Annotated in this window: 21 protein-coding genes; 6 read left to right on the forward strand and 15 right to left on the reverse strand. The window is 57.8% G+C overall.

The window, feature by feature from the left end:
• The coding region (locus tag AAAC48_RS17025) for a hypothetical protein (protein ID WP_340655319.1) at positions 1-645 on the reverse strand (645 nt) is incomplete at its 3' end.
• Between the two features lie 249 nt (positions 646-894).
• Between AAAC48_RS17025 and AAAC48_RS17030 the strand changes: the two genes are divergently transcribed.
• On the forward strand, positions 895-2,304 hold the full coding sequence (locus AAAC48_RS17030; protein WP_340655320.1) for an adenylate/guanylate cyclase domain-containing protein: 1,410 nt from the start codon (positions 895-897) through the stop codon (positions 2,302-2,304).
• A gap of 9 nt (positions 2,305-2,313) precedes the next feature.
• Here AAAC48_RS17030 and AAAC48_RS17035 read toward each other — a convergent pair whose 3' ends face one another.
• The 5 genes from AAAC48_RS17035 to AAAC48_RS17055 form a co-directional block, all read right to left on the reverse strand.
• Complete coding sequence (locus AAAC48_RS17035) at positions 2,314-3,699, reverse strand: flagellar biosynthesis protein FlgA (RefSeq protein WP_340655321.1); 1,386 nt, start codon at positions 3,697-3,699, stop codon at positions 2,314-2,316.
• Positions 3,700-3,738: 39 nt separating this feature from the next.
• Entirely contained in the window at positions 3,739-5,262 is a 1,524-nt protein-coding gene (locus AAAC48_RS17040; protein WP_340655322.1) for a tripartite tricarboxylate transporter permease, read from the reverse strand.
• Between the two features lie 37 nt (positions 5,263-5,299).
• Positions 5,300-5,800: a tripartite tricarboxylate transporter TctB family protein gene (locus AAAC48_RS17045; RefSeq protein ID WP_340655323.1), complete on the reverse strand. Its 501-nt coding sequence runs from the start codon at positions 5,798-5,800 to the stop codon at positions 5,300-5,302.
• Positions 5,801-5,861: 61 nt separating this feature from the next.
• Positions 5,862-6,845 (reverse strand): tripartite tricarboxylate transporter substrate-binding protein, encoded by a 984-nt coding sequence (locus tag AAAC48_RS17050; RefSeq protein ID WP_340655324.1) that lies wholly within the window; start codon positions 6,843-6,845, stop codon positions 5,862-5,864.
• A gap of 68 nt (positions 6,846-6,913) precedes the next feature.
• Positions 6,914-7,975: a 4-hydroxythreonine-4-phosphate dehydrogenase PdxA gene (locus AAAC48_RS17055; protein ID WP_340655325.1), complete on the reverse strand. Its 1,062-nt coding sequence runs from the start codon at positions 7,973-7,975 to the stop codon at positions 6,914-6,916.
• A 185-nt stretch (positions 7,976-8,160) separates the two neighbouring features.
• On the opposite strand from AAAC48_RS17055, the gene AAAC48_RS17060 reads away from it, so the two are divergent.
• The gene (locus AAAC48_RS17060; RefSeq protein ID WP_340655326.1) at positions 8,161-8,844 is read left to right on the forward strand and encodes a GntR family transcriptional regulator; all 684 of its coding nucleotides are present in this window, start codon (positions 8,161-8,163) and stop codon (positions 8,842-8,844) included.
• Between the two features lie 48 nt (positions 8,845-8,892).
• On the opposite strand, the gene AAAC48_RS17065 is transcribed toward AAAC48_RS17060, so the two are convergent.
• Both AAAC48_RS17065 and AAAC48_RS17070 read right to left on the reverse strand, forming a co-directional pair.
• Positions 8,893-9,570 (reverse strand): aldolase, encoded by a 678-nt coding sequence (locus AAAC48_RS17065; protein WP_340655327.1) that lies wholly within the window; start codon positions 9,568-9,570, stop codon positions 8,893-8,895.
• A gap of 16 nt (positions 9,571-9,586) precedes the next feature.
• Entirely contained in the window at positions 9,587-10,585 is a 999-nt protein-coding gene (locus AAAC48_RS17070) for a LacI family DNA-binding transcriptional regulator (protein ID WP_340655328.1), read from the reverse strand.
• A gap of 263 nt (positions 10,586-10,848) precedes the next feature.
• Between AAAC48_RS17070 and AAAC48_RS17075 the strand changes: the two genes are divergently transcribed.
• The 4 genes from AAAC48_RS17075 to otnK all read left to right on the forward strand — a co-directional run bounded on the left by AAAC48_RS17075 (position 10,849) and on the right by otnK (position 15,246).
• Positions 10,849-12,165: an MFS transporter gene (locus AAAC48_RS17075; RefSeq protein WP_340655329.1), complete on the forward strand. Its 1,317-nt coding sequence runs from the start codon at positions 10,849-10,851 to the stop codon at positions 12,163-12,165.
• A 74-nt stretch (positions 12,166-12,239) separates the two neighbouring features.
• Complete coding sequence (gene ltnD, locus AAAC48_RS17080) at positions 12,240-13,175, forward strand: L-threonate dehydrogenase (protein WP_340655330.1); 936 nt, start codon at positions 12,240-12,242, stop codon at positions 13,173-13,175.
• Positions 13,176-13,188: 13 nt separating this feature from the next.
• The gene (gene otnI, locus AAAC48_RS17085; protein ID WP_340655331.1) at positions 13,189-13,965 is read left to right on the forward strand and encodes a 2-oxo-tetronate isomerase; all 777 of its coding nucleotides are present in this window, start codon (positions 13,189-13,191) and stop codon (positions 13,963-13,965) included.
• Positions 13,966-13,968: 3 nt separating this feature from the next.
• Entirely contained in the window at positions 13,969-15,246 is a 1,278-nt protein-coding gene (otnK, locus tag AAAC48_RS17090; RefSeq protein WP_340655352.1) for a 3-oxo-tetronate kinase, read from the forward strand.
• A gap of 56 nt (positions 15,247-15,302) precedes the next feature.
• On the opposite strand, the gene xylB is transcribed toward otnK, so the two are convergent.
• Genes xylB through AAAC48_RS17125 form a run of 7 tightly spaced genes read right to left on the reverse strand, consistent with a single transcriptional unit; the run spans position 15,303 to position 23,117 of the window.
• Positions 15,303-16,769: a xylulokinase gene (gene xylB, locus AAAC48_RS17095; RefSeq protein WP_340655332.1), complete on the reverse strand. Its 1,467-nt coding sequence runs from the start codon at positions 16,767-16,769 to the stop codon at positions 15,303-15,305.
• Positions 16,769-17,854 carry a sn-glycerol-3-phosphate ABC transporter ATP-binding protein UgpC gene (gene ugpC / locus AAAC48_RS17100; protein WP_340655333.1) on the reverse strand — a complete coding sequence of 362 codons (1,086 nt, stop codon included), beginning with the start codon at positions 17,852-17,854 and terminating at the stop codon, positions 16,769-16,771. The genes xylB and ugpC overlap by 1 nt, the downstream gene beginning before the upstream one ends.
• A 1-nt stretch (position 17,855) precedes the next feature.
• Positions 17,856-19,463, reverse strand: a complete 1,608-nt coding sequence (locus tag AAAC48_RS17105; RefSeq protein ID WP_340655334.1) for an FGGY-family carbohydrate kinase — start codon at positions 19,461-19,463, stop codon at positions 17,856-17,858.
• Positions 19,464-19,499: 36 nt separating this feature from the next.
• Positions 19,500-20,474, reverse strand: coding sequence for a sugar-binding transcriptional regulator (locus AAAC48_RS17110; RefSeq protein WP_340655335.1), 975 nt, complete (start codon positions 20,472-20,474; stop codon positions 19,500-19,502).
• Positions 20,471-21,400, reverse strand: a complete 930-nt coding sequence (locus AAAC48_RS17115; protein WP_340655336.1) for a TIM barrel protein — start codon at positions 21,398-21,400, stop codon at positions 20,471-20,473. The genes AAAC48_RS17110 and AAAC48_RS17115 overlap by 4 nt, the downstream gene beginning before the upstream one ends.
• Complete coding sequence (locus tag AAAC48_RS17120) at positions 21,397-22,218, reverse strand: carbohydrate ABC transporter permease (RefSeq protein ID WP_340655337.1); 822 nt, start codon at positions 22,216-22,218, stop codon at positions 21,397-21,399. Before AAAC48_RS17120 ends, AAAC48_RS17115 begins: the two co-directional genes overlap by 4 nt.
• Positions 22,215-23,117, reverse strand: a complete 903-nt coding sequence (locus tag AAAC48_RS17125) for a sugar ABC transporter permease (RefSeq protein WP_340655338.1) — start codon at positions 23,115-23,117, stop codon at positions 22,215-22,217. Before AAAC48_RS17125 ends, AAAC48_RS17120 begins: the two co-directional genes overlap by 4 nt.
• Positions 23,118-23,146: the final 29 nt, after the last annotated feature.

Here is a 23,146-nt window from a genome sequence, read left to right on the forward strand (position 1 = left end):
CGCCTTAATAGTCGACGGAACCGCTCGTCGTTCTTTGGAAGCAGATGACCACTGTGAAGAGCCCGTCTTAGAAGCGACGTGATATGAATTTTTGATCAATGTGAGCGGGACGAAGAGATCATTGCAACGATCGCCAGCGAACAGGAAAGTCACGTACGGCCACGTGGGGATGCCAGCGCCGCTTCTTCCAAAGAAGCCCGGCAATGACAGTGCCAGGCCAATCGAACGGTTTCCATAGCGTCTCGAATTCATGGTTCCGTTGCGGACCGCCTCGAGCTCATAGGGAGCCACGAAAAAATCACCTTCCGTGAAGCAGAGTGTCTTCACGTTGATGTTGCCGAATTCGTTCACGTGCTGGTTGAGCGCATCCTCGGGCAGTCGGGCTGCACATTCATAGGTAAGCTCCCGCTTGATGGAGGTTTGGCTGTCATCGCTGAAGCGTTTCCACACGCCCCAGGCGTGCCAGGCTGCGGCGACAAGGCCAATTATCACGGCGAGGCGCAAACCTCTCCCAAACCAAGGCGATCTGAAGATTGTGCGCACCTGTTTTCCCCCACGAGCCGTGTTGCTCGAATACTCCACCATCCGGCTTGGGTAACACGTAGGGTCACGGCAACATTGGCCGTTGATCAGAATTGCGGCCATGCCGCCCACTCATCATGGTTCAAACTCACCGAGGCGAGCCAAGTCCATGCATGACGGAACCCAATGCCAATGTCGGCAAAATCGTCCTGACCATGCGACGAGAACGACCCTCTTGAACCCCGGATCTGGGTCACTCCTATCACATGAATGGCCGGCACCTTCGATCGAGGTGCGGAGCAGACAAGTAGCCAGCACCGCCTCTAAAACGAACCCGCTGTCCACAGGGCGAATTCAGTGTAAGATGCGGGCATGAGTGAAGCTCAACCTTTATTCGCACTGTTGCGCCAGTCGGTGCAGCCGGGCATCGCCGATGCCCTGGAGCGGCTCGTTCGAGAAGCACCTGACCGCAAGCTCAGCCGCATTAATGCGCTCGCCTTCGCCGCCAGCGAGAGCCTTGATGAAGAGCAGACGATAAATGGGTTCTTGCACGCATCCAGCCTGGGTCTGTTCGAGATGTCGTGGAACGTTCTATGCCCAGGCTGCGGCGGCGTACTCGATGCCAATACCTCGCTGAAGACCGTGCAGAGTGATAAATATACTTGCGCGCTCTGTGCAGCCGGCTATGAACCGACGTTGGATGAGATGGTTGAGGTGACATTTACCGTCAGCCCGCGCGTTCGTCGCATCGAAGCTCATAATCCACACCAGCTGCCTCCCTCGGAGTATTTCCGTCAGATATATTGGGGCTCGGGCATTGATCTGCCTGACGAGGATTTTGAAGCAAGGATCGACGAGTTCGTCATGGAATCCCTTGAGCTGCCGCCAGGAGAGAAAGCTGTCATCTCCCTGCAATTACCGGCCGAGTTCGTCATCGTCTTTGAACCCGTTACACATGCAGCACAATTCCTCGAGGTGAAGGGCGAGCCGACGAAGGAGCGGCAAAGCCTCGTGCTCGTGTTCGACCGTGCACATCGGCACAGCGAGACCCTCACATTGCGGCCGGGCCCATTGCGTATCCTGGTGGAAAACCACACTGAGGTTCGCGTATTGCCGTCAGTGTGCCTGGCCAATGATGCACTCCATGCTCTGCTCGGCCGTCGCCGCTCGTTCCTGACAGCCAAACGATTACTCTCTAATCAAACGTTCCGTGATATCTATCGCGCCGACACAATCGATGTGGACCAGCGACTGAAGATCACCAGTCTTACTTTCCTTTTCACCGACCTGCGCGGTTCGACCGCGTTGTACGAAAGGGTCGGCGACCTTGCAGCGTTTGATCTGGTTAAAACCCATTTCAGTATCCTCAACGACATTGTAGGTGCAGAGGCCGGTGCTGTTGTGAAGACGATCGGCGACGCTGTGATGGCTACCTTTCCCACTCCGGATCGGGCGGTGGTCGCGGCAATGCGGATGCGCGATGCGATGTTGCGGCTCAACAAAGAACGAGGCAGCGAGGATCTCCTGCTGAAAATCGGCATTCACGAAGGGCCGTGCATTGCCGTAAGCCTCAATGAGAGGCAGGACTATTTCGGGCAGACTGTCAACATTGCCTCGCGCGTACAGCACCTTGCCACATCGCGCGAGATCTTTGCCACTGGGGCAGTGCTCGAGGACCCCCGCGCCTATGACCTTCTGGCGGAGCGTGGCCTGAAACCAAGGTCGCACAACGTCTCGCTTCGAGGCATTACGGACCAGATCAGTATCTTTACGATTCCGTGAACATTGCAATCACCGAACCTGCGGGAAGAAGAGCGTGTCTTGCTGCCGGCGCAATGTTAGAAGGCTGGATTCCCCCAAGGCGATATCACTGAGACATATCGGGCTGCCGGCCCTCACCGGGCGTACCAATCGACGGTTAGCAGTAAGGTAGAACGGGGCCGGGTGCTCGGCTTGCAGCGGACTTGCCGGCACGAGGACTGCCGATACATTTTCAATGGAGTGGTGGTGGCCGGTGGCTGATAGTACTGTTCCCGCGCTGATATCAGCTTGTGCGATGGCGACGAGATCGAAGCGCGGCCGCGGGCTTTGCGCGCCTGTGGAACGGCCGTTGATCCCCATTTCCAGGACACTTGTCGCTGCCTCAAGCCCGAGGAGATGGCGTGGCAGATAGATCATTGCCGTTGCGCCATTGCGGCTGACGATATGTCCTTTTGCGGCGAGAAGCTCCCAACTCGCCGCATCGTGACATCGAATGATAACGAAGACGCCACCGGCAAAGCTGACCTCGCCGGGAAGGCGCAGGCAATGAAAAACGTCCATTCGCCGCTCGCCCGCGAGCAACCCTCCGTCCGCCTTTGTGGAAAGGAGGGTTGGTACTTCCGAAATGCGAGCAATGGGGCAATGAAGATCCGGCCGGTCTGGCACGAGTTCGACGCAATGCGATACGACTGCGAGCTCACAAAGGTCGGGAACGGCACGCTGGGGCAGCTTTGATGCAGCTTGTGATCTCGAGGCGACAAGCCCGGCAACTCCACGTTTGCCAAGCTCGAGATGATTGGCGAAATCCGGTGCATAGACGGTGGCGCCATTGCTGGTCAGTGTTTGCGTGACAGGATCGAAAACAAAATCATATTCGCTCGACTTTCCGGCACAGACGATCTCGAAACCGAGTATCTCAGCCCAGGTAATCAGTCCAATCAGAAGACTTGGCTGATCGCCGTCAACCGGCGTAACCACTTTTCCGGAACGGGCAGCCAGTTTGGCAAGGCCGGGGCCCACGACACTATCGACTTCCTTGGAGACAAGCGCGAGATGCTTGCCAGCTTCAATCGCAAGCGCAGCATGACGTGCACCGGCTTCGGGATGGCCTGTTGCTTCCACCAGCACATCAAATGGCAAATGGACAACATGCGAAATATCCTTGGCGGCAATGGACAGACCGTCAGCCCAGGCCCGACTGGCCTCCACCCTGCTGTGGCATTCAGCTACCAGAGTGGCTCCGGCGGATTTCATGGCAGCGGCGGCCGCGGCGCTGTCCAAATCGACTGCGATGCGCACATTCATCAGCGGGGTTCGCAAGCCTTGCGCCAAAAAGCTGCGGCCAAACCCGCCAGTGCCGACAATGCACACTTCGACTGGCCGGCGCGCGCCGGCGAAGTGATCATGATAATTCACGAAGTTCTTCCTTTCGAGCGGTAAAGGCCGGTTTGCGCCTCAGATCTTGGCCGAAGGTTCAAGGGCGCGACGGCGAAGGCTGCCGAGGCCGATCGCTTTTGCGATTATCGGCCAGATGAGCATCAAAAGTCCGAGCACCATAATTCCCGCAACCAGAGGGTTTGACCAAAAGATCGTCAGTGAGCCATTCGACATCAGCATGGACTGGCGAAAGGCGTCCTCCGCCTTGTCGCCAAGGACCATCGCAAGGACGAGAGGGGCAATCGGGTAGTCCAACTTCTTGAACAGATAGCCAAGAAGACCGAAGCCGAGCACGAGCCACATATCGAATGTTGAATTGGCTATCTGATAGGCGCCCGAAAAAATGATCGCAACGATTACTGGACCGACGATCGAGAAAGGCACCCGAAGGATGGAGGCATAGAGCGGAACCGTTGCCAGGACCAACAGCACGGCAACGACATTGCCGAGATACATCGATGCAATGAGCCCCCAGACAAAGTCCGGCCGCTCGATGAAGAGCATGGGCCCCGGCGTCAAGCCCCAGATCATCAAACCGCCCATCATCACAGCAGCGGTAGCCGAGCCGGGAACCCCCAGAGCCAGCATCGGCAACAATGCCGAAGTACCGGCCGAATGATCAGCGGTTTCCGGCGAGACGATGCCACGCGGGTCGCCCTTGCCGAATTGCGACTTGTCCCTGGCAAACCGGCGAGCCAGTCCGTAACTCATGAAGGAAGCCGCGGTCGGGCCGGCCGGCGTAATGCCCATCCAGATGCCGATCAGGGTGGAACGCAGTATCGACCAGCCGTAACGGGGCATCTCCTTGAGCGCCTTGAGCACATCGATGGCCCTGACGCGCGCCTTGATCCCGTCGAAACGCAAACCTTCCTCCGTCGTCAACAGGAGTTCCCCGATCCCGAAGAGGCCCATGACGGCAACGAGGAAGGAAACGCCTTTAATGAGATCGGGAATACCGAACGTAAGGCGCAAGCCACCCGAGATTGTATCCATACCCACCGTGGCGAAGGCAAACCCAAGCATCATCGTAACAAGGGTCTTGGCGGGCGCATTGCCGCTCATCCCGATGAAGCTGGCGAAAGCCAGAAAATAGACCGCAAAGAATTCCGGCGAGGAAAACTTTAATGCGAAGCGGGCGACCCAGGTGGAAAGCAGTGTGATCATGACCACGCCGGCAAGAGCTCCAATGCCCGCAGACATGAAGGCCAAAGTAAGCGCCCGGGTTGCTTGGCCATTCTTCGCCATCGGATAACCGTCGAATGTCGTTGCGACCGAGGAGGGTTCGCCGGGTATGTTGAACAATATCGAGGTGGTCGAGCCACCGAACAGAGCACCCCAATACATGCACGACAAAAGAATGATGGCCGAGATCGGATCCATCGTGAACGTCAGGGGCAGGAGAAGTGAAACACCGTTGGGGGCACCGAGACCCGGCAGGACGCCAACGAGGATGCCCAGCATGACACCGATCATCATGATGACAATGTGGTGCGTGGTGATGATGGTGGCGAAGCCATCCATCAGGAAGCCGAAATTACCCACTGTCTGTTCCTCCCAAATGGTTCCGGCAATTGCGGAATCAGTAAATGCCGAGCCAGGCTTCGATTGGCCCTTTGAGTAGCGGCACCTGAAAGCCGATCTCAAAAACGAGATAGAAGAGTGCGGTGACACCTAGTGCCGCAAGTGTCGAAATCCACCACCGATAGCCTCCCTGCCATTGCATCGAGCCGAGGATGTACAGCGCCGTGCCGGCGTAGAGGCCGAGAAGCAGCGAAACGATGATGAAGGCGACGATCGGGAGAAAGAAGCCGAGAACAGGCTTTGCTTTCCCGATGTCGAGGAAGACCTCGCCATCATGGTGGTAAAAGAACGTGCTGCGCAGCAGTGTAACCAGACTGCCAAGGATAATCAGAACGCCGACATAGAACGGGAAATACCCCGCATCCGGTCCCATCTCGCTCCAGCCAATTCCACTTCGCCATGCCCCATAGCAGATTGCCAAGCCAGCTCCTGCGGTCAGGAGTGCAGTGAATATTTCCATCGCTTTGCGGGATACCGATCGTTTTTCAAACCCGGCCATGTTCGCCTCCCATGCGCTGCCAAAGCAGAGGCGCCCGGTCTCGGGCGCCTCGAACGTTACGTTACTCGACCAACCAACCTTCGCGTTTGAGCACCTTGCGAACGTTCTCGCGATCACTTGTCTGGTAGGTCTTGAACTCATGGCCGGCCATGAATTGCGACGTCTGCGAGGTCTTGGCAACGTAGTCTGCCCATTCTGGTGTTTCGCAGACCTTCTTCAGGACGTCGCGATAAAAAGCAACGGCTCCCTCGTCAACACCAGCTGGCAGCCAGACCGTACGGGGCATGCGGTAGCTGTCGATCGCCAGACCAGCCTCGGCGCATGTCGGGATATCGTTCCAGCCTTTGCCATCATGCACTGGCTCACTTTTTGGAAAGCGGTCGGGCCGAAAAACGCATAGCGGTTTCACCATTCCGGCCTGCCACTGGCCGCGATTCTCGTTTGGATTGTTTACATTGGCATCGATGTGCCCGCCGGCAAGCTGAACGGCTGCCTCGCCACCACTCTTGAACGGAATGTAACGAAAATCGGCACCGGTCACACCAGCGATGATCGAAACGAGAATTTGATCGGTGTCCTTGGACTGGCTTCCGCCAAACTGTATTGCCTTGGGCTTTGCCTTTGCTGATTCAACGAACGCTTTGATATCGCCAATCTTGGATTGGCCATTCACCCAGACGAGGAATTCATCCAGTGCAAGTGCGGCGACGGGCGTTAGATCCTCCGGCTTGTAGGGGACGGCGGCAACGCTCGGCAGTAAATACTCATTGTTGGTACCAAATGTCAGTTTGTAGGGATCGCCCTTGTACCCGGCAGCATAGACAAATCCCTCGGCACCGCTGCCACCGCCTTTATTGGTGACGACGACGGGAGCGTTCATCAGCTTGTGCTTGGCGATGATGGCTTGCACCGTTCGGGCAAAATTGTCGGTGCCCCCGCCCGGGCCTGACGTTACCACGAACTCGACCGGCTTTGTCGGTTCGAAGGCCAGCGCAGGGGCAGCGGCCGTTATCGCAAACAGCGCCATTGTGATTTGTTTCAGCATGGTGGTTCCTCCCAATTGTCGGACCGTGCGCCGCAAGCTCCTACCCAGACGGTACGGTCCTGTCCTCGTTAAAACGTGCTATGCTCCGTCTTCCTTGGCGCAGCCTGGCGTTTGGCCATTTTCGCCGCAAGGAGTACCGCTTCGCGCGAGGCACCAACGTCGGCGATACCGCGGCCGGCGATATCGTAGGCGGTGCCGTGGGCAGGGGTACACAGCGGAAATGGCAGACCGCCCATCATCGTCACACCCTTGTCGAAGCCCATCATCTTCATCGCGATCTGACCCTGGTCATGGTACATGGTCAACACGGCATGAAAGCCCTCCTTCAATGCGCGCAGGAATACCGTGTCGGCGGGGAACGGTCCGTCCACCGCATAACCCGCGGCCTTCGCTTCGATCACGGCAGGCTCAATGACCTCGATTTCCTCCATCCCGAAGCTGCCCCCGTCACCGGCGTGTGGGTTGAGCCCGGCCACCGCAATTTTTGGATTGTCGATCCCTGCAAGGCGCAGGCAGGCAGCGGTCAGTTCGACCTCCGCCAGAATTGCCTCGATGCTGATATGAGCGGAAACGGCGGAGAGCGGGATGTGGGACGTTACCCGCGCATTCCAGACGCGCTCCAGCACGTTGAACTCACGCATTTTTCCCTGGAAAGACAAAACGTCAGAAACGAACCGGATTTCATCATCATATCCGGGATAGGCGTAGCGCATCGCCTTTTTGTTGAATGGTGTGAAACAGACACCATGGACGCGACCTTCATGGGCAAGGCGAAGCGCGAAACGAAAATTCTCGCTCGCAAAGGTGCCACCGGCAAGTGTTGCCTCGCCTCGCGTGACGTCGGCAGGATCGAGATGGCCAAGATCCACAAAGAAAGGGCGCTCAGCCAGATTGGTCGAAAGGTCGTTCGCGCTGCCATAAACAAGATCGAGCTCGACATTTGCGATTGCGGCGCCCTCGTAAAGGATACGGCGATCGCCGATGACGATGAAATGAGCGCAACTGCGAAGTTCCGGCAAGGAGAGTATTCGCGCCGTCAATTCGGGACTGATACCGGCCGGATCACCCATGGCAAGCGCCAGGACGGGGCGGTCTGTCTGTGTCGCGGTAGCATTCCCGCTAATGGCCATAAAAGCTCCTCCTCTTCAACGATCCATAAGAGGCCTACAAGCAAACGTTTCTGTATGCAAGCATTTTGTATACAGTATAAAAAATAACGTATGAAAGGTTGTATCAATTTGGCGCGACCAGTGCGAAAATGAATATTGAAATCTCAACTCGCTCGTTGAGCGGACATATGAAATGGAGAGCCACGATGGCTTCGGAAGTGACCGAACCAGTTGGGCGGCGTAACGTAGCCACGATCTCGCGCCAATCGCTGCATGGGGAAATAGTCACCCGGCTGCGCGATATGATCATTGAGGGTGATCTGCAACCCGGCGAACGTATTTATGAGAACCAGCTTGGCGAAGAGCTGGGCGTCTCGCGTACGCCGCTGCGCGAGGCTTTGAAGTTTCTGGCGAGTGAAGGATTGGTTGAACTGGTGCCGAGCCGCGGTGCCGTGGTCAAACGCTTTTCAGCCAAGGATGTGGAGGACATGCTTATTGTTCTCCGGTCAATGGAGATGCTTGCGGGGCGCATCGCCTGCGTAGCAGCAAGCGATGAAGCGATCGGGCAAATTAGGCTGCTGCACGATGCAATGGTGAAACATTATGAAGCCGGCGAGCGGCTCGAGTACTACAAACTGAACCAACAGATCCACACCGGTATCGTCGCCCTTGCCAACAATGCCCCCCTCGCCGAAGTTCACGGACTGCTGCAATCGCGCGTGAAGCGCATCCGCTTTATCGGACATGAAGGAGCGGAACGATGGGCGGGCGCCGTCGCCGAACATGAGCGGATAATCGCAGCGCTCGAAGCGCGTGATGCGGAAACCTTGGCCCGCGAGCTCGACACGCATCTCGCCAACGGGTGGGAACGGGTGAAATCGGTCGTTTAGGCTTGAATTTCCTGGGCGCCACAGGCCCTGACACCGTTACGCCCAATCTCACGTGTGGTCGTGGTCATCATGGTTGCCGGACAAGGGCAGTTGCAGGCCGAACGTCGTGACCAGATCCGCCACCTGTGCCGGACTAAGGTAGCGCGGGTTGAGATTTCGCAAAATCAGATAGAGCTTTGCGGTCTCTTCCAGCTCCTCGGTTGCAAAGACCGCAGCTTCAAGACTGTCGCCCGCTACGACTGGGCCGTGGTTGGCAAGAAGCACCGACGAGTACTTGCCTGCAAGTCCCCGGATCGCGTCGGCCACGGCGGGATCGCCCGGACGGTAATAGGGTATGAGTGCAGTTTGGCCGGCGCGCATGAGATAGTAAGGTGTCATGGGCGGAAGCGCAGCGCGCGGGTCGATCTCCGGGAGCATCGTCAAGGCGACTGCATTTGTGGAATGGAGGTGAACGACCGCGCGAGCGCTCCCCCTTGTTTGGTAGAGGGCGGTGTGAAGCGGAATTTCCTTGGTCGGTTTATCGCCCGAAATCAATTGGCCTGCACCATCGAGGCGCGAAAGCCGGGCCGGATCGAGGAAACCCAAGGATGCGTTCGTGGGGGTCACCAGCCAGCCCCCGTCGTCCAACCGAAAGGAAATGTTCCCCGACGAACCGGGCGTTAGCCCCCGCTCGAACAGCGAGCGTCCGTAACGGCAGATTTCCTCGCGCAGACGCGTATCGGACATTAGAACTCCTCCGGTCTCAGGCGGTTGCCCCTTCAATCAATTGGAAACCCAGATCGACAACCTGTGGCGGTGCGTTATCCACGACGAGTTTGGCCGCCACCTGCCCTGTCGCGACGCGCGGCGTGCGTATAGTCGAAAATGGCTGTGGCGTTACCCGGCCAATATCAAGGCCATTATAGCCGAAAATAGCCAGCTGAGAGGGGATTGAGATCCCCCGCGCCAGGCAATGAAAATAGCCGCCCAAGGCCATATCATCGTTCGAAAAATAGACAGCATCAAGATCAGGGGTTCGAGTCAGCAACTGTTCCAGCCCCAAACGTCCGTTCTCGACGGACGATGCGGCAGCGTGAATTTCGCAATCGACAAGCGGCGCCCCACCCGCGCTCAGCGTTTCACAAAAGCTGGAAAATCGTTTGCCAGCACGCGTGTCGCGATTGAGATCATGACCGACATAGCCTATCCGTCGATATCCCCGTTTCAACAGGAATTGAGCGCTCTCGTGACCAGCCGCGCGATTGGAGAAACCCACCGCCAGATCCAGCGCTGTTCCATCTACGTCCAGCAATTCCACAGAGCGGCAGTTCGCGGCACGCAACATTTTGACCGTGCCCTGCGTATGTTCGTAGCCTGCCAGCATAACTGCGGTTGGTCGCCAGGCCAGCATTGAGGCGACAAGCGCCTCCTCCCTCTGAGGGTCATAATCGGTCACAGCGAAAACGGCCTGGTGCTGGTTTGCTTCCAGAATGGCGCTCGCTCCGCGCAGTACGTCGGCAAATACGATGTTTGAAAGCGAGGGAATGACAAACGCGACAAGACGCGAGCCAGCGGAAGCCAGCGTTCCCGCAATTCGGTTCGGCACATAGCCCAGCCGCTCAACCGCCGCAATGACGCGGTCTCTTGTCTTGCCGGAGAAGGAACCATGGTTTCGCAGGACGCGTGAAACAGTACTTTCTCCGACACCGGCCGCCTCCGCAACCTGTGCAAGCGTCACTGCCGACTGGTATTTGAAATCCATATTCCCTCTTGAACCCTGCACTCGGCAGGACGCGCCGGAGGGTGGCGACATCCGAATGCGGTGGCCCCCTACCGACTATGCAACCATCATTTTCACGGCTCTCTTCCCATTAATCAAATTTTTTTGGCAGCGCTACCAAATTATGGTTGGCAGCGCTGCCAAAGTGCGTTAAAGAGAATGGTAGCGCTACCATTCTTGGTTGGACGCGCCGTGGGAGAATTTATCGGAGGGCCCACGGCATACCCCTGTCGGAGGAGGAAATCATGACGCTGCAAACGCAGGCGCCAACCGTTGGCGCGCACCCGATCCAAGCGGTGGAAGACCGCGCCTACGCCAAGGTATTTTGGAGGATCGTACCGTTTTTGATGCTGTGCTACGTGGTCGCCTATCTCGACCGCGTCAATGTCGGTTTCGCAAAGCTGCAGATGTCAAGTGAGCTTGGGCTGTCGGAAGCGGCTTACGGCGTTGGCGCTGGCATCTTCTTCATCGGATATTTCCTGTTCGAGGTGCCTAGCAACATCATCATGAACAAAGTCGGCGCACGTGTATGGATCGCCCGCATCATGGTGACATGGGGTCTCGTCTCTGCGGCCTTCATGTTCACAACGTCGGAAACCGTATTCTATGTCTTGCGATTCCTGCTGGGTGTTGCAGAAGCGGGATTTTTCCCCGGAATCATTCTCTATCTGACCTCATGGTATCCGGCCCACCGCCGCGCCAAGATCATCGCCACGTTCATGTCCGCAATCCCCGTATCGGCTATCTTCGGCAATCCGCTTTCGGGCCTGCTTATGGATAGTTTCCATGGAACGCACGGTCTTTCCGGCTGGCAGTGGATGTTGCTGATAGAAGCGATTCCAGCTATCGTTTTCGGCATTGTCACCTTCTTATATCTCGACGATTCAATCAGAACCGCGAAATGGCTGGATGACTCCGAGAAGGACGTGCTGACGGCAAATATCAGCGCCGAAAACCGGGCCAAGGCGTCGAGCCCGCACAGCATAGGCGCAACACTGACCGATCGCCGCGTCTGGCTGATGTGCCTTATCTATTTCTGCTTCGTGCTCGGGCAGTATGGCCTGAATTTCTGGATGCCAACTATCGTAAAGGCGACGGGCGTGACCGGAAACCTGAATATCGGCCTTATTTCTGCGATCCCCTACATTTGCACCTTCGTTGCCATGCTGGCGCTCGGACGTTCTGCCGACAGGCTGCGCGAACGGCGGTGGCATCTCGTCGTCCCTGCCCTGATCGCCGCCGGCGGTTTTGTCGCGGCAACGACGGCAACAAGTACGACTGTCGCCATTGCCTGTCTCTCGCTGGCTGCGGCAGGCGCCATCAGTTGTGCACCGCTTTTCTGGTCGCTGCCAACGGCTTTCCTCACTGGTACGGGTGCCGCGGCCGGTATCGCCTGGATCAACTCCGTCGGCAACCTCGCCGGCTTCCTTGGACCGTTCCTGGTGGGCTACCTGAAGGATTTCACCGGCAACAATAGTGCTGGAATGTATCTTCTTGCCGTTGCTCTCGTTGTCGGCTCGCTGGCCGTGCTTGCGGTACCTGCGAAAACCGTCAATCGCTAAACTGTCAAACCCTCCGGGTCGTCGGCGTCCGGAGGGTATTGCACCTTTCCCTTACCAGACTGGAGAATATCGACATGTCATCGCTCACTGAAAACCCGGGACGCGCCGTTGTAGCGGCAGTAATTGGCCTTGGCTCCATGGGTCTTGGAATGGCCCGCTCGATGAAACGTCAAGGCCTCGACGTCGCTGGCTATGACATTACGCCCGCGGCGGTCGACCGTTTTATTGTAGATGGGGGGCGCGGTAGTGCCACGCCGGCCAATGCGGCGGAAGGTGCGGATATCGTCGTTTCTGTTGTGGTCAACGGTGCGCAGACCGAGGCCGTACTGTTCGGACCGCAAGGCGTCGCAGGCGCCATGAAGCCCGGCGCGGTTTTCGTATCCTGTGCAACGATGGACCCGGCCATCGCCCGCGATTTGGCCCAGCGCGTTGAAGCCCTCGGTTTGAACTACCTCGATGCACCCGTTTCTGGTGGAACGGCAAAAGCGCAGACCGGTGAACTGACGATCATGGCTTCCGGCTCCAGGCAGGCTTTCGACGCCGCCCGCCCGGTCCTTGATGCCATGGCCGGCAAGGTTTACGAACTCGGCAATCAAGCCGGAACCGGTGCGGCCTTCAAGATGATCAACCAGCTCCTTGCCGGGGTGCACATCGCTGCTGCCTGCGAGGCCATAGCCTTCGCGGCCAAACAGGGGCTCGATCTCGACAAGGTCTATGAGGTGATCACTGCGTCGGCCGGCAACTCCTGGATGTTTGAAAACCGGGTACGCCATGTGCTGGCCGGCGACTATACACCGCTCAGCGCAATCGAGATTTTCGTCAAGGATCTCGGTATAGTCCAGGATATGGCACGTTCGGAGCGTTATCCGGTGCCGCTCGCTGCCGCCGCATTGCAGATGTATCTGGCCGCTTCAGGCGCCGGCATGGGCCGCGACGACGATTCCTCCCTGGCACGGCTTTATGCTCAGCTTTCCGGTGCGAAGCTGCCAGGCGACCAACCGCACCGTTAAGAGGGAGCAGAAAATGCCGGTATTTGCCGCCAATCTGACGATGATGTTCAACGAGTGGCCATTCCTCGACCGGTTCGACGCTGCGGCAGATGCAGGGTTTTGCGCAGTCGAATATCTCTTTCCCTATGAAGCCACGCCGCAAGCCATCGCAGAACGGCTCGCTCGCAACAAGCTGCAACAGGCGCTGTTCAATCTGCCCCCAGGTGATTGGGCCGCGGGCGAGCGTGGCATTGCGGCCCTTCCCGGACGGTTCGATGAACTGAAATCAGATGTGGACCGGGCGTTGACATACGCCGCGGCGACTGATGCCAAACGCTTGCATCTGATGGCCGGCCTTGCCGATCCGCGTGACGAAGTAGCCATGTCCTGTTACCAGCAATCGGTAACCTATGCTGCAGGGCGCCTGGCCGAAAAGGGAATCGATCTCGTCATCGAGCCCATAAACAGCCGCAATATGCCGGGCTATTACCTCAATGATTTCAATTTGGCCGAAACGCTGCTTACCAAACTTGCCCTGCCAAACCTGAAACTCCAGTTCGACATCTATCATCGCCAGATCATGCATGGTGACGTGGCAATCGCCCTGCGGCGCCTCATTCCCATGATCGGCCATATCCAGATCGCCAGCGTCCCTTCACGCCAAGAACCTGATGGCGAAGAATTGAATTACCCCTACCTGTTCGAGGAGCTGGATCGGCTTGGCTATGATGGTTTCGTTGGCTGCGAATACAATCCTCGCGCAGGCACACTGGACGGCCTGGGCTGGTTTAAACCTTTTGCGCGGAGCTAGATGATGGCCATATTGCTCGGATCGATCGCCGATGACTATACAGGGGCATCCGATCTTGCCAACACACTGACGAAAAACGGCCTGCGCACGGTGCAGACCGTCGGCATTCCCGGTCCATCCTTGGTGCTGCCTGAGGTGGACGCAGTCGTCGTCTCCCTGAAGATCCGCTCGGTCGCCGCGCCCGAAGCCGTGAGGGCGGCGACAGCGGCTGACACATGGCTGCGCCAGCGCGGTGCAAGCCACGTCCTTTACAAAATCTGCTCAACTTTCGATTCCACCGATGCCGGCAATATTGGCCCGGTCACTGAGGCATTGAAAAGCGGCAGCGATCAAATGGTGCTGGTCACTCCCGCCTTTCCGGAAACGGGCCGTACTGTTTACCTTGGACACCTATTCGTTGGCGAACAACCGCTGAACGAAAGCCCGCTCAAGGATCATCCCCTCAATCCCATGCACGACGCCAATCTCGTGCGCGTCTTGGGCAGGCAATCAAGTGGCACCGTTGGATTGGTCGGCCTCGCGACCGTCTCGGATGGCCCGGAAGCCGTGAAGGCCAGGCTCGACACTTTGCGCGCCACGGGTGTCACCGCCGCGATTGCTGACGCGATTTTTGAACGCGACCTCGAAACACTGGGTACGGTCGCCCTTAAGACATGGGTTTCGACGGGGGCTTCGGGGTTGGGCCTCGGTCTCGCCAGGGCCCTCGTCCGCTCTGGTCAAGTGCCATTGCGAACCGGAGCCACGGCCGATGCCATTCGTCCGGTTGGTGGGTTGGCCGCCATTGTTGCCGGCAGTTGCTCCAGGGCAACGCTGCAACAACTGGCCATTGCCGAACAGTCAATGCCCGTGCTGCGGCTCGATCCCGAACGGCTTCTCGCAGGTTCGCAGGAAATAAACGCGGCAATCTCCTGGGCCGGCGATCGCATTTCAGCGGGGCCCGTCGTTATCGCGGCGAGTGCAACCCCGGAAGCGGTTTGTCAACTACAATCACGATATGGCCGCGACGCGTCTGGCCATGCAATCGAGAGCGCAACCTCTTTTATTGCAGCGGAACTGGTCGCGCGAGGCGTGCGGCGCCTGGTGATTGCCGGCGGCGAGACTTCTGGCGCGGCCGTCGACCGGCTTGGCATTCCGGCCTTTTTGATCGGCCCCGAGATCGCGCCAGGAGTGCCGGTGCTGCGAACGATCGGCAACGTACAAGGCGATATGCTCCTGGCATTGAAATCGGGCAATTTTGGCGGTGGGGATTTCTTTGCAGCCGCGCTGGCCATGATGCACTGACCGCGACAAAGCGGTAGATGGACGGCTCCTGGCCCTTTAGTCTGTCATCCGGCACGTCAAGCTCGATACATCCCGAGATAGCGTTCACGGCGTTTGGCAAGAACGGTAGTCCTTTCGGCATCGGGTTCGAAACAGGCCCGGATTGCCGGCTTGCGGCAGACGGCTTCAACTGTTCCCGCTCCGGCCGCTAGCATACCCAACCGGGCTGCCCCGAATGCCGCGCCGATCTCCGCGCCCTCCGGCAGATCGAGTGATAATCCCAGGACATCGGCCAAGAGTGCATTCCAGTAGGCACTGCGGGACCCGCCGCCGACCAACATGCAGGAACGCGGTGCGGCATTTGCTGCCTTCAGTACATCGAGACCGTCTGCCAGGGCGAAAGCCACGCCCTCGAGAACTGCATAGGCGAGTGCCCCGACATCGTGTTCTGCACGCAGTCCGTCAAATTTGGCAGTAGCGTTCGGATCATTATGCGGCGTCCTCTCGCCCGTCAGGTAGGGCAGAAACAGCGGAGCAGCCTCGCGCCGTCCTGCATCAGAGGCGAAATTCTCGGCCTTTTTGATCAAACCGACGATATCATGCGCCTGGAAAGTGACAGTTCCAAGCCAGGACAATGCTGATGCTGCTGAAAGGGCCACCACCATGCCATGCCAGCGCTGTGGAAGCGCGTGACAGAAACCGTGCAACGTGCGTTCCGGCAAAGATACCAGCCGGTCTGTCGAAACAAACAGAACACCCGAGGTTCCAAGCGACAAGAATCCGTCGCCGGAGCCGACAGCTCCGATACCGACCGCGGAGGATGCATTGTCACCGCCGCCTCCTGCAATCGCAATCCTCTTGTCGGCGAGACCCCACAAGGCTGCCACATCCTTGGACAGGTACGCTGAGACTTCGGAGCCCTCCACAAGATCTGGCATTTGTGCGCGTGTCATTCCGCCGGCCTGTAAAAGGATATCATCCCAGGTGCGGCGGCCGATATCGAGCCACAATGTTCCTGCCGAATCCGACATATCCGACACATAGTCACCGGTCAGGCGGTAACGAAGATAGTCCTTGGGTAACAGCACCTTGGCAGTTGCGGCGAAGATCTCCGGTTGGTGCCGCGCTACCCAAAGCAGTTTCGGAGCGGTGAAACCGGGCATGGTTGTATTCGATGCACGCTGCAAAAAATTCGGAACGCGTTCGATGAGTTCGGCGCACTCCTTGCCGCAACGTCCATCATTCCACAAGATAGCCGGGCGCAAGACCGAGCCATGCCGGTCCAGCAATGTCGCGCTGTGCTGCTGGCCCGACAGCCCGATGCCCTCGAGCCGCAAGAAATCTTGCGGGGCACTTGCGCGAACTTGCGACACCGCAATCTGTGCGGCCCGCCACCACTCGTCAGGATCCTGTTCCGACCAGAGCGGGCGCGGCCGCAAGACTTCAATCGGCGAGGATCCTTCGGCAATCACAGTCTGCTCCTCATCAAGGAGGACGGCCTTGACGGAAGAGGTCCCAACATCGATCCCAAGGAACGTCGCCATCAAATTCCAAGGCCCTGCTTGTCGAACAGATAAATGTGATCCGCAGCGATGCCGATCGGTAAATCCTCATTCTTGCTGATCGGGGGGCGGCCAGGAACGACGATCGTCATCAATGCGCCGCCATCCGGCTGCGCATAAATCTGGCTCGCACCTCCAAGATATTCGGCGAAATCCGCCTTGAGCGTCAGCACCGGACTGGCCGTTCGCAATTCGAGGTGTTCCGGCCTCATTCCAACTGTCACCGCATCGCCGAGGCGCAACTGATGCGGACGTTTGGTGACAACCGTCAACGCTCCGCCGGTGAATGCCGGGCTCGAAACCGTCAGTTGCCGGTCTGTTGCCGTTGTGACGGAGGCAGGCAGAAAGTTCATCCTCGGAGACCCGATAAAACCTGCTACGAACATATTGGCGGGGTTATCATAAAGTTCTGTCGGTGTTCCCACCTGTTCGACCAGCCCGGCTCGCAGCACGACGATCCGATCCGCCAGCGTCATGGCCTCGATCTGGTCGTGGGTGACATAGACCATTGTAACGCCCAGTTGACGATGGAGCTTTGCAATTTCCACCCGCATTTGCGTACGCAGCTCCGCATCGAGGTTCGACAGCGGCTCGTCGAACAAAAAGAGTTTTGGATTACGGACAATGGCCCGGCCAATCGCCACGCGCTGGCGCTGGCCCCCGGAAAGCTGCCGTGGCTTGCGCTGCAGCAACGCTTCGATCTGAAGGATGCGCGCGGCCTCGGCCACCCGTTGCTTGATTTCATCTTCACCGGTCTTCACCATTCGAAGCCCGAAGGCGAGGTTTTCGAAGACGCTCATATGTGGATAAAGGGCATAGGACTGGAACACCATCGCGACCTGACGGCGCGCCGGTTCCACATGCGTAACCACCTTCTCGTCAATGAACACGTCGCCGTCACTGATTTCCTCTAGGCCGGCAATCATGCGCAATAGTGTGGATTTTCCGCAGCCGGAGGGTCCAACGAAAACGACGAACTCGCCTTTTTCGGCCGAGAAGCTCACACCTTGGACCGCTGAGTGCTCGCCATAGCGCTTGACGACATTATCGAGACGAAGAAATGGCATTCTATAGGGCTCCGCTCTGTTTGTGGGGCAGAATTGCTTCAAGTGCCCGGCCCGAAACCTCCACCTCGTTCCTGACATTAAAAAGCTTAAGGTAGATACGGTAGGCGGCGTCATGCACCAGTTGCCAATCAGGATCCGGTTCGAGTGTTTCCTGTCGAGGTGCCATGGTTTCAAGGGCCGCGAACAGGTCGGGATAGAACCCGGCTGCAACTGCAGCCACCATGGCTGTTCCAAGCAGCACAGGCTCCTTGGTGTCACTGATGATGAGCTTTGCGCCGATCGCATCGCGATAGAGTCTGACCAGCAGGCGATTGTGCACATGCCCGCCGGCAAGAGCGACGGTATCGATGGCATAGCGGCCGTGCGCATTGAGATGGTCGATAATATGCCGGGTCTGCAAGGCAAGGGCACGCGCCGTGGCGTAGTAGGTTTCGAGGAAAGACCGCTCACTCGTCTCCGTGCCGACGCCGGTAATCAGCGCCCGAACCCGTCCATCGCCAAGCGGCGCTCTGTTGCCAAGCCAATCGGGAACAATGTGGCGTGTTGCAGCGAACCTTGATCCTTCCTCGTCCAAAAGCTTCAGGATTTGATCGGCGGTTTGCCGATGAAGCTCGCTTGTCGGTTTGCCAGGACTTGCCGGGTGATGCTCAAGGATCGCGTCGAGCGCCGTACCGGAGAGACTTTGACCTGCTTCGTGCATCCAATAGCCTGCAAATACCGCATCCTTGAATGGACCCCACACACCCGGTACAAACCGCTCATCGTCCGCAAAGGGCATGTAGCAGGTTGACGTGCCCCCGATCATGGGCAAAAGATTGTTCATCCGGCCAGGGTAATTGCGGCCGAGAACACCAAGTGCGCCGGCTTCTGCATCAATCAGGCCTATCGCCACCGGGATGCCGGCCGGGATCCCAAGCTCTAAAGCAGCCTTCTGCATCAGCGCGGCGTGAACGTCGCCAACCCTGCCCGGCCTGTCACGCAGGTGCTCCAGTTCTGTCAGGTCGCCAATGCCAAGCTCATCGAGGAGATCCTTGCACCACGGGTCCGGATCGTTGGGAAGGTAGGGCCATTTGCACGCCAGACCACAAACCGAATGACGACCAACTGAGGTCGCTCGCCGGGCAAGCTCGTCACAAAGGTCGCGGGCTCCCTTCACCCTTGCCCAAGTCTCGGGGCGATGTCGTTTGAGCCAGAGAAGCTTTGGCAGATTGGTTTCGGGCGAAAGCGATCCGCCAACGTGGCTCAGAAACCGGTGTCCCGTCGCATCGACTTCAGCGGCCTCCGCTTCGCCGCGATGATCCATCCAGCAGATCACGTCACCGCCGCCATCAAGCGGTGCCTCTTCCTCTGCATCAATATAGACGGATGATGTTGCATCAAATGCCACCCCGGCGATCGTCGATGCACGATCTGGGATTTTGCTTAAGCATTCGCCAACGGCCGTGCAAACAGCCTTCCAGATGTCGTCCATCCGGTAAATCGCGTGGTGCTCCGCCGGTCGCATCAGCTCGAATGAAGCAGACGCAGTTGCTTGCAACACGCCATTAAGGTCAAATACTCCGGCTCGAGCCGACAATGTTCCTACGTCAATTGCCAGGAGATGGCTCATCGCGTTTTCACCTCCCTTTCTCAGGTGCTGCTACCCTCATCCATCCGCCTTCAAAATCGTTTCTGCCACGTCTTCGTCGGTGACAAGACGGTTGACGTAGCCGGCCCGCAACACAGCCCTGATGATGGGCGCCTTGTGCATGGCCCCTGAGGCCAGAATCGATGATGGAATGAGCTTTAGATCCGCAGGGCGCATGGCCATGACACGCTGGTTCAGCGGATGGTCGACCGGCTGGCCATTCTCGTCAAGGAATACGCCGAGTATATCACCGACAGCACCAGCCGCTTTCAACGTGGGAAGATTCTCGGTGACGACCTGCGTCTTAACGAGCAGCGAATGATCGGAAAGGTCGCCGCAGGCAATGAGCGCAACGGATGTTTCGCGGCCTCGTTGCATGACCTCGGCGAGGCCATAATGCGTGAGCAAAGTTGTTCTGCTTTCGCTGGAGGGGCAATAAATCGGCGCAGCGACATAATAGCATTCCGCTCCCAAAATCCGGGCGAACTCTGTAGACACCTCAAACGTGTTCGTACCAGATCCCCTTGTCAGCCCGCCCATAAGAGCCGCGACCCACGCGTTGCCGAGACGTCGTGGCGTCAGGTGCCGCCGCGCTGCGGAAAGCGTCTGTCCCCAGCCGATACCGAATCCTATGCCATCAATGAGAAGCGGATCGAGCATGGCGGCAGTAGCACGCCCCAGAACCCGGTGGAGGTCCCCCATGTTTGGAACCGAAGGCACAACAGAGCAATCGATGAGACCGAAGCGCGCCTTCAATCTTTCTTCCAGCACCACGCAGTGCGCCAGCGGCATCTTGATGTCGACGCTGACCAGCCCGTCGCTTCGCGCCTGCACGACAATCTTGTTCACACGCAAGCGCGTGATCGACAACTTGTCGGCAATCTCCTGCTGGGTAAGACCGCCGACATAGTAATACCAGGCCACGCGTGCACGAATTTGCTCCGTGTCAGCTTGGGAGGATGTGGCTGTTTCTGCCTGAATGAATTCGCTCAATGGTTTTCTCGGGCAAAGGCCGGTTTGAGGATCGACATCGACCGGTTGAGCGCATTGAGGATTGAGGCGTCATCCCGTTCGAAAGGATAAAACACTTCAAGGAAAACCGGTCGGTCGGCAAGTCCGGATTCATATTGCAGCTGCGCTGCCTCACCCGGATCCACGGCGCCCTTTTCTGTAAAATCCCAGTGACGATCATACTGGAAATCGGTCTGCTGCAAATGAACCATGCCCACATGGGGGCTAAGAGTTTGAAACCATTGCGACATCGCAGCGTGGTGGCGCCCGTAGAGCGGCTCGTATGTCGCGTGTCCCCAGTCAAGGCAATACTTCCAGGGAACCGGTGTTCCGGCCAAATCGGCCGCCATGCGTTCTGCCTGAGCGATCGTCCATGGCCATTCCCGCCGCATCGGCGTCGGTTCCACGTAGAGTTCGGCAATCCCGCTTGCTTTCGCCGTCCGCGCAAGCCTCTCCATCCGGCGGATGAGGTCATCGTAATCCGATGCTGAAATGGTTTCGGCCTCAACACCATCGGTTCGCGATGCAATGGCGCCGAGTGGACCACCGACACGATCGATGCCCGCAAGACCCGCAAAGCGATAGGCTTTTTTCATCCATTCTTCCGCGACGTCGCGAAGACGCGGATCAGGATGGAGCAGCTGGTTGAAGGTATAGTGGGCCAGACCTATGAACGCGCTGTGAATCGTAATCGCATGTCGATCTTTTGCTGCGCGCAGGTCGCTCGCGCAATCCTCAAGGACATCGTTTGGCCACGTCGGGTCGACGAGATCAAACGACATTTGCACCAGATCAAGACCGAGCTTTTCGCGGACGATCGGCGCCCACAAGTCAGGCGTTACCCATCGCTTGACGCAAAAGGAAAGGTTGATCCCGAGCGGTATCGATGGCGATTGCCGGTCACTCATTTGGTTGCACCCATGGTGAGACCGCGCACCATATGCTTGGACACGAGCAGGGCAAAAATTGTCACGGGCAGTACAATCACCGTGCCCGTCGCCATGATCTTGCCCCAGGGCAGCTCATAGCCCGACATGAAGCTCGTCGCCATGACCGGCGCGGTCTGTACGCTGCGCCGGGTCAACACGAGGGCGTAAAGCAGTTCATTCCAGGAGAAGATGAAGCTGAAGATTGCCGACACCGCAATGCCAGGCAATCCGAGGGGAATGTAGATCTTGCGGAAGATCGTGAACTGATCTGCGCCGTCAAGACGTGCGGCTTGTTCCAGTTCGATTGGTATGGAGCGGAATTGATCGGTGCAGATCCATACCACGATTGGCAAATTGAATGTCAGGTAGATAAGGACGAGCACGACATGGGTGTCGAGCAGGTTCATCTGCAATGCGAGCAAATAAACCGGGAGAGCCAGGACAATCGGGCTGATCATGCGGTTGGAAATGAACCAGAACCAGAGATCTGATTTGCCGCGAAAATCAAAGCGCGCCAACGCGTAGGCGGCAGGGGCACCAAGAAGCACCGAAAGCGCGGTCGTCAGCGTTGCTATGATCAGCGAATTGACGATGGCGCCAAATACTTTCTCATCAGAGAAGATGTCGGCGTAATTGGCCAGTGTCGGTGTAAACAGCCAGACCGGCGGCGATGCCAGCAAATCAGCCTGATCCTTGAAGCTGGATGAGACCATCCAGTAGAACGGAAACAACGTAAAACAAAGGACGATCATCAGTCCCAGACCATGCAGCAAGCGGCGAAGCGTCGTCGACATCATTCGATCTCCCTGTAGATGAGCTTGATATAAAGCCGACTTAAGATGATCGTCACAATCAGGAGCAGGATTGCCTGGGCAGAGGCGGTTCCCATGTCAAAGATGCGAAAGCCCACTCTTTGAATGTAGACGGATACAAGATCCGTGGCTGCACCCGGCCCGCCCCGCGTCATGACGAAGACCATGTCGAAGAGCTTGAGGATGTCGGCCGAACGCAAAATCAGCATCGCAGTCAGTCCGGGCAACAGGTATGGCAGCTGCACGTAGCGCAGCTGTGCCAGTTTGGAGGTTGTTTCCAATCTGGCGGCCTCCTCAATCTCAACCGGCACCATCGACAATCCGGCGAGGAAGATAAGCGCGCAAAACGGCGTCCATTGCCAGATGTCCATTACCGCTATGGCGATGAATGCACCCGTTGTCGACCCAAGCCAGTCGAACCCACCGATCCCGATGGAATTAAGAAACTGGTTGGCGACACCAAAGTCACGATTAAAGATCAATCGCCCGATAAGGCCGACGACGGCATAGGTCGTCGCGAGAGGAACAACAAGCGAAACGCGAGCCAGGGCGCGCAGCATGCTGAGACCCGGCTGATGCAGGAGCAGCGCGAAAAAAACCCCGAACAGAAGTTGAAAAGGCAGAACCGTCAGAAAGAATTTTGCGGTGAGGCCCAATGATTGCCAGAAAGTCTGATCGGACAGGACGTTAATGTAATTGTCGAAACCGACGAAAGGAAATCCGTCGCGTGGACGGGTAATGTTGTATCGTCTGAATGACGTCACAAGCGCGGAAATCGTTGGATAGATCCCGATGACAAGCAAGGCAAAGACGGCCGGTGCCAGAAACCAGAAGGGCGTCCAGCGTCCGTAACCCGGATTGAGTTTGGTTTGTGTCTGCCCCACGAAGTCTCCTCCCGTCCTCGCCTGGATTG

The organism is Phyllobacterium sp., assembly GCF_037994405.1.
GTDB lineage: Bacteria > Pseudomonadota > Alphaproteobacteria > Rhizobiales > Rhizobiaceae > Phyllobacterium.

Excerpts from the sequence above, each read along its gene's own strand:
- AAAC48_RS17030 (WP_340655320.1), top strand. The coding sequence starts at position 895 with ATGAGTGAAGCTCAACCTTTATTCGCACTGTTGCGCCAGTCGGTGCAG.
- AAAC48_RS17045 (WP_340655323.1), bottom strand. The coding sequence starts at position 5,800 with ATGGCCGGGTTTGAAAAACGATCGGTATCCCGCAAAGCGATGGAAATA.
- AAAC48_RS17050 (WP_340655324.1), bottom strand. The coding sequence starts at position 6,845 with ATGCTGAAACAAATCACAATGGCGCTGTTTGCGATAACGGCCGCTGCC.
- AAAC48_RS17055 (WP_340655325.1), bottom strand. The coding sequence starts at position 7,975 with ATGGCCATTAGCGGGAATGCTACCGCGACACAGACAGACCGCCCCGTC.
- AAAC48_RS17060 (WP_340655326.1), top strand. The coding sequence starts at position 8,161 with ATGGCTTCGGAAGTGACCGAACCAGTTGGGCGGCGTAACGTAGCCACG.
- AAAC48_RS17065 (WP_340655327.1), bottom strand. The coding sequence starts at position 9,570 with ATGTCCGATACGCGTCTGCGCGAGGAAATCTGCCGTTACGGACGCTCG.
- AAAC48_RS17070 (WP_340655328.1), bottom strand. The coding sequence starts at position 10,585 with ATGGATTTCAAATACCAGTCGGCAGTGACGCTTGCACAGGTTGCGGAG.
- AAAC48_RS17075 (WP_340655329.1), top strand. The coding sequence starts at position 10,849 with ATGACGCTGCAAACGCAGGCGCCAACCGTTGGCGCGCACCCGATCCAA.
- ltnD (WP_340655330.1), top strand. The coding sequence starts at position 12,240 with ATGTCATCGCTCACTGAAAACCCGGGACGCGCCGTTGTAGCGGCAGTA.
- otnI (WP_340655331.1), top strand. The coding sequence starts at position 13,189 with ATGCCGGTATTTGCCGCCAATCTGACGATGATGTTCAACGAGTGGCCA.
- otnK (WP_340655352.1), top strand. The coding sequence starts at position 13,969 with ATGGCCATATTGCTCGGATCGATCGCCGATGACTATACAGGGGCATCC.
- xylB (WP_340655332.1), bottom strand. The coding sequence starts at position 16,769 with ATGGCGACGTTCCTTGGGATCGATGTTGGGACCTCTTCCGTCAAGGCC.
- ugpC (WP_340655333.1), bottom strand. The coding sequence starts at position 17,854 with ATGCCATTTCTTCGTCTCGATAATGTCGTCAAGCGCTATGGCGAGCAC.
- AAAC48_RS17105 (WP_340655334.1), bottom strand. The coding sequence starts at position 19,463 with ATGAGCCATCTCCTGGCAATTGACGTAGGAACATTGTCGGCTCGAGCC.
- AAAC48_RS17115 (WP_340655336.1), bottom strand. The coding sequence starts at position 21,400 with ATGAGTGACCGGCAATCGCCATCGATACCGCTCGGGATCAACCTTTCC.
- AAAC48_RS17120 (WP_340655337.1), bottom strand. The coding sequence starts at position 22,218 with ATGATGTCGACGACGCTTCGCCGCTTGCTGCATGGTCTGGGACTGATG.